We start from the raw sequence: 12,073 nt of genomic DNA on the forward strand, positions 1-12,073 counted from the left end.
CTGCGCCCCCGCGGGCGGCGCCGCGGGCCCCCCCCCCCCCGACGCTGGAACCAGTGGTACGGCCGACGCTATGCGCGGGGCCGTTCGAAGGTGAGGAGCAGGCCTTCGACCGCGCCGGGGCCGATACGTCCCTTGACGTCGGCGGAGGTGATCGCCTTGAGGCCCCAGCCGTCCTCGGCATGCTTGTTGAGAACCTTCTCCAGCTTGTCGCTGTCCAGCGCGTCACCGATCAGCGACTCCCGGAAACTGACGACCTTGTACTCGTAGGTGTAGCCGTTGCTCATGCCTGCACGCCCTCCGGTGTGTTGTTGCACTGCCCGAGGTCAGCCAATCATGCTGCGAGGCCGGCCACACTTGCGGGAGACGTGCCAGGTGCTCGCCGTGCCATCCAGTGACCTCTTCCCCTCTGACAGGATCGAGGCCATGTCGATCGATCCTGTCCCGGCCAGAGCCCGCCGCTTGTGGGAAGGACTCGCCGGAGTACCGGTCCTGTTTCCGCCGCCGGGCGGGGTCGCCGTGGTCGTCTCCCCGGAATCCGGGATGTGCCCGGCCGGCTGGGTCGGCGCAGTGGCCCTGTGCGGATCGGCGATCGTGACTGCGCCCGGCGACAGCACCATGGCGATCGTTCGCGACGCACTGCTGGGACTCCCGGCGGAGGCGGTCGTGGACGCGGCTTCGGTCCGCGCGCTGCTGCCCGTGAGCAGAGTGCTCGGTCCGGCGGTGTTGTCGTACGTGTCCCCGGAACGCTTCCGGCCCGTGCACCCTGGTGCGTCGAGGGTGGACCAACTACCCGCCGATGACCAGGAGTTGAGGATCCTGGAAGAGGCAGCTGGGTCCGAGGACGCCAGTGAGGCGGGCCTGGACGAGATCACGTCGCCCGCGTTCGTGGTCCGTGAGCGCGGTCGGGTGGTCGCCGCTGCCGGCTACCGTGTCTGGCCGTCCAGCACCGCCCACATCAGCGTGCTGACCGCACCACAGGCGCGCGGGCGCGGGCTTGCCCGGGTGACAGGCTCCGCAACGGTCGCACACGCCCTGGCTGCCGGGCTGCTGCCGCAATGGCGCGCCCGGCGCCCGGCCTCCCGGCGCGTTGCGGCCGCACTGGGCTTTGCGGAACTGGGCACACAACTCAGCATCGAGATGGCCCCGCGCTCCCGCCCGCGACCGTGAACGCGCCTTCCACGCCCACGGGAGGGGTGCGCATCACGCAGGGACGCGCACCCGCCCCGTCACAGCCGTTGCCGAAGGCGTCAGCAGCAGCGGCTGTGCGGATGGTCCTCCCGGTGGAGAGCACGGAGCACCTGATATTCGCGGCGGGTGGGCACCGGAGCGAGCGGGTGGTGACGCCGGTGCCGCTCGCAGTAGCGGTCGTACTCCGCCTCTCCGGTCAGCTCACGCAGATACCAGCGCACGCTCCGCGCCCAGGCCCGAGGGTTCATGAGCCCGCCCCCACCAACGGTTCGCCGGCCTGCTCGGGCCGGTCGATGCGGGACTCGACGTACGGCGCCTCGGTCGTCGGCAGTGGATGCGGCGACCGTACGGCCCGTGCGCACACCACCGCCGCGTTGACGATCACCACGGCGACCAGCAGCAGGAACAGGGCGATGAGGACGCCGTCCACGGTGGAGTTGGCCACCACGGTGTGCATATCGGTGGGGCTCTTCGCGGGCGGCAGGACCTGACCGGCGTCGACGGCGTCGGCGTAGCGCGCCCGCTGGGCGAAGAAGCCGACCTTGGGGTCGTCGGAGAAGATCTTCTGCCAGCCGGCGGTGAAGGTGACCGCGACCACCCAGGCCAGCGGGACGGCGGTGACCCAGGCCCAGCGCAACCGCCCGGACTTGATCAGGACCGTGGTGCACACGGTGAGGGCGACGGCGGCGAGGAGCTGGTTGGCGATGCCGAAGAGCGGGAACAGCTGGTTGATTCCGCCGAGGGGATCCGTGGCCCCGGTGTAGAGGAAGTAGCCCCAGGCGGCCACGACCAGACCGCTGCACAGCCAGATGCCCGGCTTCCAGTTGACCCGGCCGAGCGGCTTGACGACGTTGCCCAGCATGTCCTGCAGCATGAAGCGGCCCACCCGGGTGCCCGCGTCGACGGTGGTGAGGATGAACAGCGCCTCGAACATGATCGCGAAGTGATACCAGAAGGCCTTGAGCGCCGTGCCGCCGAAGACGCCGGAGAAGATCTCCGACATGCCGACGGCGAGGGTCGGTGCACCGCCGGAGCGGGCGATCAGGGACTGTTCCTCCACGGCCCCGGCGGCGTGCGTCAGCTGGTCGGGGGTGATGGTGAAGCCCAGGCCCGCGACCGCGTGCGAGGCGGACTCGGCGGTCGTGCCCAGCAAGCCTGCCGGTGCGTTCATCGCGTAGTACAGGCCCGGCTCCAGGGTCGCCGCCGCTATCAGCGCCATGATCGCCACGAACGACTCCATCAGCATCGCGCCGTAGCCGATCATCCGGACCTGGGACTCCTTCTGGATCAGCTTGGGAGTCGTGCCGGAGGAGACCAGGGCGTGGAAGCCGGACAGGGCGCCGCAGGCGATGGTGATGAAGAGGAAGGGGAACAGCGCCCCGGCGAACACGGGCCCGGCGCCGGTCGAGGCGAACTTGCTGACCGCGTCGGCCCGCAGCACCGGGGCGGCGACCACGACGCCGACCGCGAGCAGCACGATGGTGCCGATCTTCATGAAGGTGGAGAGGTAGTCGCGGGGCGCGAGCAGCATCCACACCGGCAGGACGGAGGCGACGAAGCCGTATCCGACCAGACAGAACACGAGCGTCGTCGGGCTCAGGGTGAAGACGTCTGCGAGCGAGGAGTTCTGGATCCAGCTGCCGCCGGCGATCGCGAGCAGCAGCAGCGCCACTCCGATGAGGCTGGCCTCGACGACCCGGCCGGGCCGGATGCGATGCATCCAGACACCCATGAACAGGGCGATGGGGATGGTCATCGCCACGGAGAAGGTGCCCCAGGGGGAGTGGGCGAGCGCGTTGACGACCACGAGTGCCAGCACGCCCAGCAGGATGATCATGATGGCGAAGACGACGATCAGGGCGGCGGCTCCGCCTGCCCGGCCGATCTCGTCACGGGCCATCTGCCCGAGGGACCTGCCGTCGCGCCGCATGGACAGGAAGAGCACCACCATGTCCTGCACGGCCCCGGCGAAGATCACCCCGGCCACGATCCACAGCGTGCCGGGCAGATACCCCATCTGTGCCGCAAGGACCGGTCCCACCAGCGGTCCGGCGCCGGCGATCGCGGCGAAGTGGTGGCCGAGCAGCACCCGCCGGTCGGTGGGGTGGAAGTCGACGCCGTCCTCCAGGCGCTCGGCCGGCGTGGCCCGGCTGTCGTCCGGCCGCAGGACGCGGCGGGCGATGAAGCGCGAGTAGAAGCGGTAGGCGATGGCATACGAGCCGAGCGCGGCGACGACCAGCCACACGGCGGAGATCTTCTCGCCGCGGGCGAGCGCGAGGACTCCCCAGGCGACCGCGCCCAGCAGCGAGACGGTGGTCCACAGCAGGACCGACCGCGGGGACATGCGGGAGCGGCCCGGACGTGGCGGCACCGGGAGACCGGTTCCGGGCATGGCGGACGTGGGCATGGCGGCTCCTCACCTCAAGGGTGATCAAAGGGCGATCAAGTGACAGAAAGAGCTGTACGGATCAGGGACCGTGACGGTCGTGCCTGGTCAGCGCATAAGCGGCGAGCAGGCACAGGCCGCAGCCCGGCACCCACGCGAGCTGGTACCAGTAGAAGAACGGCGTCCCGGCCAGCCGCGGGCTCGCACCGGCGTACCAGGGGACCCACAACAGACCCGCGGCGGGTGCGAGGAGCAGTACGGCGATCGCGACGCGCCGTGGTCGGTGCTGACCGGTCCGTGCCATGACCTGCGCTCCTCTCCCCGTCGCTGTCGGTCTGTGCAAGAGTTGCCCACCCCCCGGAAGTGGTTGACAGCGGATGTCCGGGAGATTTCCCGCCGGTTCTCTGTCATCGGAACGGGCCGCGTGCGCAACTCTTCGGCAAGGGCTCAGGCACACCAAGGACGGTGACCCATGGCGGACGGTGCCATGACCGCGACGTTCCTCGCCGTGATCGGCGGAGCGTCGCTGCTCGCCGTCACCGCACGCCGTCTGCACCCCACCGACCGGCTGCCGTCCCTGGAGGGCTGGGCGCTGGCCGACCGCAGCCTCGGCCCCGTGTGGACCTGGCTGCTGCTGGGCGGCACGATCTTCACCGCGTACACCTTCACCGCCGTACCGGGACTCGCCTACGGCAACGGGGCGCCCGCCTTCTTCGCCGTGCCGTACACGGTGATCGTCTGCCCGATCGCCTTCGTCCTGCTGAGCCGTCTGTGGACGGTGGCCCGCCGGCACGGCTACATCACCGCCGCCGACTTCGTGCGCGGCCGCTACGGGTCGCCGCCGCTGGCCCTGGTGGTCGCGCTGACCGGGATCCTCGCCACGATGCCGTATCTGGCGCTCCAACTGCTCGGCATACGGGCGGTGTTGACGGCCGGGGGCGTGTACCCGCGGGGCGTGACCGGCGACCTGGTGATGGTGGCGCTGTTCGCGGGGCTCGCGGTGGCCACCTACCGGCACGGACTGCGGGCACCCACGGTCATCTCGGCGCTCAAGGCCGGCGCGGTCTTCGTGTCGGTCACCGCCGTGTGCTGGCTGGTCCTGGAACGGCTCGGCGGCCCCGGCGCGGTCTTCGACGGCGCAGCGCGACGCCTCGGCGGCACGGACGCGGCCCACTCCGCCCTGCTGCTGTCGCCCCAGCAGCAGCCCGCCTACGCCACCCTCGCCCTGGGCTCGGCGCTGGCGCTGCTGATGTACCCGCACGTCCTGACGGCCGCTTTCGCCGCCGACGGCCCGCGCACACTCCGCAAGGTGTCCGTGGCGCTGCCCGCCTGGACGGGGCTGCTCGCCCTTTTCGGCTTCCTCGGCATCGCCGCCCTCGCGGCGGGAGTACGGGCGCCGAAGGGCGGCGCCGAGGCGGCCGTACCGATGCTCGTGGACCGGCTGATGCCGGCGCCGTTGGCCGGACTCGTCTTCGCCGCGATCACCGTGGGGGCGCTGGTACCGGCCGCCGTGATGTCGATCGCCGCCGCGACCAGCTTCGTACGCAATGTGTACGTCGAGTACGTCAACCCGACGGCCACGCCCAAGCGGCAGGTACGTATCGCCCGGGCGGTGTCGCTCACCGCGAAGGTGGGCGCGGTCGCCTTCGTGTTCGGGCTGCGCGATCAGGACGCGATCAACCTCCAATTGCTCGGCGGGGTGTGGATCCTGCAGATCTTCCCCGCGGTGGCGATCGGCCTGTTCACCGGTCGTCTGCATCCGCGGGCGCTGCTGGCCGGCTGGGCCGTCGGCATGGCCTGCGGCACCTACCTGGTGGTGCGAGAGGGCTTCTCGTCCGTCGTGCCCCTCGGCTTCGGCGAGCGGCCGCTGCAGGTCTACGCCGGCCTCGCGGCGCTCCTGCTCAACCTGGTTGTCGCCGTGGCCGGCACCGCGGCCCTCGAACGCCTCGGCGTTCCGCGCGGCGCCGACGCCACCCACCTGCCGTCCCGCCTGACCGTCAGGCGGCGCCCCGAGACGGGAGCGAACAACCCGTGAGACGCAGACAGCACCCCCGCGTGACGCTGCCGCAGGCCGTGGCGGCCGCGGTCACCGAACCACGCATCCCGCAGCCCACGGCCGCACCGCCCGACGCTCCCGAGGCCCTCACACCCGCACCGCGGGACCCGGCCGATCTGGAGCGCGAGGCCGCCCTTGCCCGTCTGTTCGAGGTGCACTACGCGTCGATGCTGCGCCTGGCGGTGCTCCTGGGCGCCGACGACCCGGAGAACGTGGTCGCCGAGGCGTACTACCAGATCTACCGCAAGTGGCGCCGACTGCGGGAGCCCGGGGCGGCCGAGGCCTATCTGCGCTCCACGGTCTGCAATCTGACCCGGATGCGGATACGTCATCTGCAGGTCGCCCGCAAGCACGTCGAAGGACCGCCGAGCGATCTGGTCGCCTCCGCGGAGAGTACCGCCCTGCTCCACGACGACCAGCGCGCCCTGATCGACGCGCTGCAGCAGCTGCCCGCACGGCAGCGCGAGGCACTCGTCCTGCGTCACTGGCTCGGACTCAAGGAGAGCGAGATAGCCGCCGCCATGGGCATCTCCTGCGGTTCGGTCAAGACACACACCGCGCGCGGCATCGCCGCGCTGAGCCAGGTGATGGAGGCCCGGCGATGAACGACACCTCACCGGACCGCACGGAACACGACGGCACCGAACAGGAGCTGCGCGAGGCCCTTGAGGCCTTGGCCGACGGTGTGCAGGCCGCCCCCGACGCCTACCGCACGGCCCGCGGCGACTGGCTGCGCCGCGAGCGGCGCCGCCGCCTCGTGCTGGCCGCCCTGATCGCGGTGGTCTTCACCCTCGCCACCCTGATCGGACTGTGGGTCCTCAACCAGACACCGGCCCACCCCGGCGTGATCTTCTCCGGCGCGGGCAGCCCTGGTGCCCTGGGAGGGGGCTGACCGGTCGGAGCTGAGACCACCGCCCGCCGAGCGCCCGTACGACGGCTCAGGCCGACACGGACACCGGATCGCGCAAACTTCGTCGATCCACCTGATAGTGAAGGAAGGGGGCGCAGCGCTAAACTCCCGCAACCTAAACGTGGGGAAGGTCCGGGTATGCGACGGTGGGCCGAGTTCGTTCTGAGGCATCGCAAGGCGGTTGTGGCGTTCTGGGGACTGGTGCTCGTCGCCGGCATCCTGCTGGCCGGCCGGACGACGGACCGGCTGACGATCGACTTCTCCCTGCCGGGCCAACCCGGCACGGTGACGGCTCACCGCATCGAGCACGCGTTCGGCAGCGGCGGTGACACGAACCCCTATCTGGTCTCGGTCACACTCCCCGCAGGACAGAAGATCACCGGTCACGAGAGCGACGTCGGGCGGGCGTTCACAGCCGTCGGCACAGCAGCCCCCGGCCTGCGCGTGATCGACGAGGCGAACACCGGGGACAAGGCGTTCCGGACGAAGGACGACCGCACGGCCTACGCCCTGGTGTTCTACCGGTTCAACCCGTCACCCAGCCAGAAGCTCCTGACCGATCCGATCCGGTCGGCGGCACAGCACGCCGTGCCGGCGGGCGCTGTGGTCGGCGTGACGGGGGAGGATGTGCTGGCCTCCGGCGGCGACAACGGCGGCGGGCCGGGCGTCCTCGGGGAGACGCTCCTCGGCGCCGTCGGGGCGCTGGCCGTACTCGCCTTCGTGTTCGCGTCCTTCCTGGCCCTGCTGCCGCTGGTGGTGGCCGCGGTGTCGATCCTCGCGACCTTCGTGATGCTGCTGCCGCTCACCTACGCCACCGATGTGTCGTTCATCGTGCAGTTCCTGGTCGCCCTCATCGGCCTCGGTGTGGCGATCGACTACTCGCTGCTGTTCGTCACCCGCTGGCGCGAGGAGCGCGACCACGGCCGGGAGAACCACGACGCGGTCGTCGTCGCGATGGAGCGCGCCGGGCACGCCGTGCTGTTCAGCGGTGTCACCGTCGCGATCGGTCTGCTGGCGCTGGTGGTCCTGCCGGTCCCGTTCATGCGGAGCATGGGTTACGGCGGAGCACTCATCCCCCTCGCGAGCGTGCTGACGACGCTCACGCTCACCCCGGCGATCCTGGGCGGCATCGGGCCGAAGGTCGACTGGCCGAAGATCCGGCACGAGAACCGGGCCAGCCGCTTCTGGAGCCGGTGGACCACCGCTGTCGTACGACGCCGCTGGATCGCGGCCGCCGTGGCGCTCGGCACGCTCTTCGCCCTGACCGGAGTCTTCCTCGGCATCAAGATCGGGCTTGCCTCCTCCGAGTCGCTGGCCAAGAGCGGACCGGCCTACGAGAGCCTGCAGACCCTGGAGCGGGGCGGTGTGCCGACCGGCGCCCTGACCCCCATGGAGGTGCTGGTCCGCACCGACCAGGCCCGCACGGCCGCCGCCCGGTTCGCCGAGATCGACGGTGTGAGCAGCGTGCTCGTGCCCTCCGGGCCGGCCGGCAACCGCGCCGGGCAGAGCATCGTCGTCGTCGTTCCCGACCACGAGACCGTGAACTCGAAGAGCGTCGGCGTCGTCAAACGGGTCAAGACCGCAGCGGACGGCCTGCCCGGCGTCGTCGGCGTCGCCGGTATCGGCGCGGCACAGATCGACTTCATGCACGCCGTCTACGGCAACTTCCCGCTGATGCTCACGATCATCGCGCTGCTGACCTACGTCCTGCTGGTGCGCGCCTTCCGCTCCCTGCTGCTGCCGCTCAAGGCGGTCCTGCTGAACTTGATCTCACTCGCGGCGACCCTGGGCCTGATGGTGATCTTCTGGCAGGACGGTCACGGCTCCGACGCGGTCTTCGGCATCGCGGCCACCGGCGCGATCACCTTCTGGATCCCGCTGATGGTCTTCGCGTTCCTGTTCGGACTGTCCATGGACTACGAGGTGTTCATCCTCTCCCGCATCCGCGAGGAGTACGACACCGGCCGCTCCACCGACGCCGCCGTGATCGAGGGGATCGGCCGCACCGGCCGGCTGGTCACCAGCGCCGCGCTGATCCTCTTCCTCGCCTTCGCCGCGCTCGCCTCCGGCCCCGGTACTGATCTGAAGACGCTGGCGACGGGCCTCGGCATCGGCATCCTTCTGGATGCGACCATCGTGCGGATGTTGCTGGTTCCGTCACTGGTCTCGCTGTTCGGCCCGTGGAACTGGCACCTGCCCGGCTGGGCGGCCCGCCTGCTGCGAGTGGCACCCTCGTATCCGCACCCGGAGACGGTCACGTCCAGGTCGCAGCAGCCCACGAGCTGAACTCCGGCCCGGCAGACGGCCGCCGTGCAGCGGACCCTTCAGGCGTCCAGGTCGGTGGCCTGCTCGTCGCTGCACGCCACGGCCTTGGCGGAGGGCCACTGCGCCAGCGAGATCATCCCCATCACCCGGCGGATCAGATAGAACGCCAGGGGCAGTTCGGCGCACACGGCCAGCGCCGCCGACAGCCAGATCTCCGAGGTACCGAAGGCGAGAGACACGTCGAACCACGCGTCGCAGATCAGCAGCAGGGCCGTTGCGAGAGCCGCCAGGATGACGGCGCGGTGCCGCAGCCATCCCAGAAGGGCGGTGGAGGCCATCGCGACCACGAGCAGGACGTCGAATCCCACCCACGTGACGCGCCAGTGGTGGACCTGGTACCCGGAGGGCAGGGTCACCCCCAGCAGCACGGTCCAGGGGACGAGAGCGACGGCGCAGACGGTCAGCAGTTCCAGGGTGTGCCGCCGGTGCCGGCGTATCCGCTCGAGCAGGTCGCTGTCCGGAGTCGGTACAGCGGCCCGTATGCGGTCGCCGGTCTGTGTGTCGCTCATGTCGCCCGTTCCGTTCTCGACTGTTCCGGGGTGACGCCGGTCGGGGCTGCTGTGCAGGCGTCCTCTCGTGGAACAGCAGTACGGCCAGGTTAATGCCCGCCCCGAGGACGGCAGGAGCCGGTCATGGCACGTGGGAGGCAGGAAGCGGAAGGGGGTCGCCCCTCCTGTGCACGTCATGTCGTGACGTTCACGCTGCCGCGTGGAGCGTCTTCGTCGGTGTGCGGAGTGACGACGCCTCGTCTGCGGGCGCGGTCCATCTCGCGCCATTCCGGCCGCAGTCCCGTGAGGTTCGTGGTGAGGAAGTACACGGTCCCGCAAGCGAGCAGCACCGGCACCAGGCCGACGGAGGCCACCGCCGCCCCGGCGAGCAGCCCGCCGAGAGGGATACCGGCCCAGGCCAGCGAGTCACCGAGCGCGTTGACCCGCCCCAGCATCCGGCGCGGCACTCGTTCGAAGAGGACGGCCCCGCCCTCCGGGGTCGAGTCCGGGTTGCGGGCCGGGACGAAGGTCTGGGGTGTCAACGCTCCGGTCGCGGTGGACGGCGTGCACCGCCACTTCGCAAGCCTGCGTGAAGCGGCACCCGAGATACTCGCCCTCGTGACCGGCGCACACCCGGGTTCCGCTGTCTGTGCGACCAGGGAGCCGACGAAGCGCGGCGAGGGATCTTTCCGGTCGTGTGAACCGGTGAGGAGCGGGCGCGTGTCGATCTCGCGCGTCCTTCCCGCCGAGGTCGCCATGCCTCCACACCATCTCCCGCGCCGGGCGTATGGCTTGACGGCCGGCCCATGGCTGAGTATGTACATGCCAGAGGATTGGTATGGACCAACTCTGCGGCTTCACGCGCCCACCCCCCAGTGGAGGCAGCACATGCGAAGACCATCGGTACTTCTCACCCTGTTCGCCGGGCTGCTCCTCCTGGTCCTGGCCCCACCCGCTTCCGCCGCGGGCCCACCGAACGCGGCATTCTCCAGGACATCGACGTGGGACGGCGGTTACCAAGGCGCATACACCATCACGAACGCCGGCAGCACCACCCTGTCGGGCTGGAGCGTCGAGTTCGACCTGCCCTCCGGCACCACCGTCGGCTCGTACTGGGACGCACTGCTCACCCAGAGCGGCAACCACTACACCTTCAAGAACCGTGAGTACAACGGCACCTTGGCGCCGGGCGCGTCCACTTCCTTCGGATGGGTGTCCAACGGCACCGGCACGCCCACCGGCTGCAAGCTCAACGGCGCATCCTGCACGGGTGGTTCGAGCACCGACACCACCCCGCCCAGCGTCCCGTCTGCGGTGACCGTAGGCTCCGCGACCGCCTCCTCCCTGACCGTGCGGTGGAGCGCCGCGACCGACGACTCCGGATCCGTCGCCGGATACGAGATCTCACGCGACGGTGGCACGCCCGTTACCGTCACCGGCACCTCCTACACGGCCACCGGCCTGCAGGCCGCCACGAGTTACGCCTTCCGCGTGCGGGCCCGCGACGCCGCGGGCAACGTGTCCGCCTACTCCGCGGCTGTCAGCGGCACGACCACCACCGGCGGTCAGCAGCCGAGCGGCGGCCTGTTCACCGCGCCGTACATCGACATGGGAGCGTGGCCCACGCCGAGCATGCCCGACATGGCCTCCGCGAGCGGCGTGAAGAACTACTCGATGGCCTTCATCACCGCCTCCGGCTGCAAGGCCATGTGGTTCAACGCCTACGACCCGCGCGACGGCTGGGCCAAGGACCAGATCGACACCATCCGGGCCGCCGGGGGAGACGTGAAGGTCTCCTTCGGTGGCGCCAGCGGAATCGAACTGGCCCAGGCCTGCGGCTCGGTGGACGCGCTGTACGCCGAGTACAACGCGGTGGTGACCGCCTACGGCCTGAAGTACGTCGACTTCGACATCGAGGGCGCGGCCTCCGCGGACCCGGCCTCCGTCGCCCGCCGCTCCCAGGCCCTGGCACGCCTGCAGCAGGCCCACCCGGGGCTGCGGATCTCGCTGACGCTGCCCGTCCTCCCGGAGGGGCTCACCGCGGACGGCCTGAACGTGGTGCAGTCGGCGCGCGACGCCGGCGTCGACCTGGACCTCGTGAACGTCATGGCCATGGACTACTACCGCGGCGTCGACTACGGCGACGCCGCCGTCCAAGCCGCACAGAGCACCTTCACCCAACTGAAGTCGCTCTACCCGAGCAGGACCGACGCCCGGCTCTGGGCGATGGTCGGAGTGACACCGATGCTCGGACAGAACGACGACGGCCACATCTACGACCAGGCCGACGCCCGCCAGCTGGTCTCCTTCGCCCAGGGCAAGCACCTGGGAGAGCTCGCCTTCTGGGAGGCCACCCGGGACCGCAACGCCTGCACGGGCGCGCTCTACCAGTGCACCAACATCCCGCAGTCCCCCTACGAGTTCGGGAAGATCTTCGCCGCCTACACCGGCTGAAGCTGCGTAGGCACGCCGCCTCGAGCGGGCGCAGGCGGCTTCATCGGCGCATCGGTGCCGGCCGGTCGGACACGACACATCACCGTCCGACCGGCAGGCACCGTCATGACGTAGATCACGTCGAAGTGCGGCTCGATCTTGGAATGCGCGGTCTCCTGCCGGTGCTGCACTGTTCATGGGCTTGCCCTGTTCGGGGATGCGCAGGGCAATGGTGCTCGACGCGGCCGGCCGTGGGTTCTGGACGACCTCGGCGGTTCTCCGCTTCC

At 70.4% G+C, this 12,073-nt stretch carries 11 protein-coding genes and 1 pseudogene; 6 read left to right on the plus strand and 6 right to left on the minus strand.

From position 1 onward, the window contains the following. Positions 1-68: 68 nt before the first annotated feature. The gene (locus ACWDAG_RS36065; protein WP_266964598.1) at positions 69-284 is read right to left on the minus strand and encodes a DUF4177 domain-containing protein; all 216 of its coding nucleotides are present in this window, start codon (positions 282-284) and stop codon (positions 69-71) included. A gap of 139 nt (positions 285-423) precedes the next feature. Between ACWDAG_RS36065 and ACWDAG_RS36070 the strand changes: the two genes are divergently transcribed. Continuing rightward, the gene (locus tag ACWDAG_RS36070) at positions 424-1,167 is read left to right on the plus strand and encodes a GNAT family N-acetyltransferase (protein ID WP_450699769.1); all 744 of its coding nucleotides are present in this window, start codon (positions 424-426) and stop codon (positions 1,165-1,167) included. Between the two features lie 80 nt (positions 1,168-1,247). On the opposite strand, the gene ACWDAG_RS36075 is transcribed toward ACWDAG_RS36070, so the two are convergent. The 3 genes from ACWDAG_RS36075 to ACWDAG_RS36085 all read right to left on the minus strand — a co-directional run bounded on the left by ACWDAG_RS36075 (position 1,248) and on the right by ACWDAG_RS36085 (position 3,878). Next, positions 1,248-1,436 carry a YbdD/YjiX family protein gene (locus ACWDAG_RS36075; protein WP_450699770.1) on the minus strand — a complete coding sequence of 63 codons (189 nt, stop codon included), beginning with the start codon at positions 1,434-1,436 and terminating at the stop codon, positions 1,248-1,250. After that, on the minus strand, positions 1,433-3,595 hold the full coding sequence (locus tag ACWDAG_RS36080) for a carbon starvation CstA family protein (RefSeq protein ID WP_450699771.1): 2,163 nt from the start codon (positions 3,593-3,595) through the stop codon (positions 1,433-1,435). The genes ACWDAG_RS36075 and ACWDAG_RS36080 overlap by 4 nt, the downstream gene beginning before the upstream one ends. A gap of 61 nt (positions 3,596-3,656) precedes the next feature. After that, positions 3,657-3,878, minus strand: coding sequence for a DUF3311 domain-containing protein (locus tag ACWDAG_RS36085; protein WP_450699772.1), 222 nt, complete (start codon positions 3,876-3,878; stop codon positions 3,657-3,659). 168 nt (positions 3,879-4,046) lie between these two features. Between ACWDAG_RS36085 and ACWDAG_RS36090 the strand changes: the two genes are divergently transcribed. From ACWDAG_RS36090 to ACWDAG_RS36105, 4 genes are all read left to right on the plus strand, one after another. Then, complete coding sequence (locus ACWDAG_RS36090; RefSeq protein ID WP_450699773.1) at positions 4,047-5,609, plus strand: sodium:solute symporter family protein; 1,563 nt, start codon at positions 4,047-4,049, stop codon at positions 5,607-5,609. Beyond that, entirely contained in the window at positions 5,606-6,235 is a 630-nt protein-coding gene (locus ACWDAG_RS36095) for a sigma-70 family RNA polymerase sigma factor (protein ID WP_450699774.1), read from the plus strand. Before ACWDAG_RS36090 ends, ACWDAG_RS36095 begins: the two co-directional genes overlap by 4 nt. Beyond that, positions 6,232-6,522: a hypothetical protein gene (locus ACWDAG_RS36100; RefSeq protein ID WP_450699775.1), complete on the plus strand. Its 291-nt coding sequence runs from the start codon at positions 6,232-6,234 to the stop codon at positions 6,520-6,522. Before ACWDAG_RS36095 ends, ACWDAG_RS36100 begins: the two co-directional genes overlap by 4 nt. A 156-nt stretch (positions 6,523-6,678) precedes the next feature. Beyond that, entirely contained in the window at positions 6,679-8,826 is a 2,148-nt protein-coding gene (locus ACWDAG_RS36105; RefSeq protein ID WP_450699776.1) for an MMPL family transporter, read from the plus strand. A gap of 38 nt (positions 8,827-8,864) precedes the next feature. On the opposite strand, the gene ACWDAG_RS36110 is transcribed toward ACWDAG_RS36105, so the two are convergent. Next, a complete protein-coding gene (locus ACWDAG_RS36110) occupies positions 8,865-9,374 on the minus strand; it encodes a hypothetical protein (protein ID WP_450699777.1) in 510 nt (169 codons plus the stop codon). A gap of 173 nt (positions 9,375-9,547) precedes the next feature. Further along, positions 9,548-9,850, minus strand: a pseudogene (locus ACWDAG_RS36115) (MFS transporter); the annotation flags it as partial. Positions 9,851-10,241: 391 nt separating this feature from the next. Here ACWDAG_RS36115 and ACWDAG_RS36120 point away from each other — a divergent pair. Further along, positions 10,242-11,807: a cellulose binding domain-containing protein gene (locus tag ACWDAG_RS36120; RefSeq protein WP_450699778.1), complete on the plus strand. Its 1,566-nt coding sequence runs from the start codon at positions 10,242-10,244 to the stop codon at positions 11,805-11,807. The last annotated feature ends 266 nt before the right edge of the window (positions 11,808-12,073 follow it).

It is taken from the genome of Streptomyces sp. NPDC001157, from assembly GCF_053598255.1.

What these genes read in the sequence shown, in the direction of transcription:
- ACWDAG_RS36065 (WP_266964598.1), bottom strand. Translation starts at nt 284, where the DNA reads ATGAGCAACGGCTACACCTACGAGTACAAGGTCGTCAGTTTCCGGGAG.
- ACWDAG_RS36070 (WP_450699769.1), top strand. Translation starts at nt 424, where the DNA reads ATGTCGATCGATCCTGTCCCGGCCAGAGCCCGCCGCTTGTGGGAAGGA.
- ACWDAG_RS36075 (WP_450699770.1), bottom strand. Translation starts at nt 1,436, where the DNA reads ATGAACCCTCGGGCCTGGGCGCGGAGCGTGCGCTGGTATCTGCGTGAG.
- ACWDAG_RS36080 (WP_450699771.1), bottom strand. Translation starts at nt 3,595, where the DNA reads ATGCCCACGTCCGCCATGCCCGGAACCGGTCTCCCGGTGCCGCCACGT.
- ACWDAG_RS36085 (WP_450699772.1), bottom strand. Translation starts at nt 3,878, where the DNA reads ATGGCACGGACCGGTCAGCACCGACCACGGCGCGTCGCGATCGCCGTA.
- ACWDAG_RS36090 (WP_450699773.1), top strand. Translation starts at nt 4,047, where the DNA reads ATGGCGGACGGTGCCATGACCGCGACGTTCCTCGCCGTGATCGGCGGA.
- ACWDAG_RS36100 (WP_450699775.1), top strand. Translation starts at nt 6,232, where the DNA reads ATGAACGACACCTCACCGGACCGCACGGAACACGACGGCACCGAACAG.
- ACWDAG_RS36105 (WP_450699776.1), top strand. Translation starts at nt 6,679, where the DNA reads ATGCGACGGTGGGCCGAGTTCGTTCTGAGGCATCGCAAGGCGGTTGTG.
- ACWDAG_RS36110 (WP_450699777.1), bottom strand. Translation starts at nt 9,374, where the DNA reads ATGAGCGACACACAGACCGGCGACCGCATACGGGCCGCTGTACCGACT.
- ACWDAG_RS36120 (WP_450699778.1), top strand. Translation starts at nt 10,242, where the DNA reads ATGCGAAGACCATCGGTACTTCTCACCCTGTTCGCCGGGCTGCTCCTC.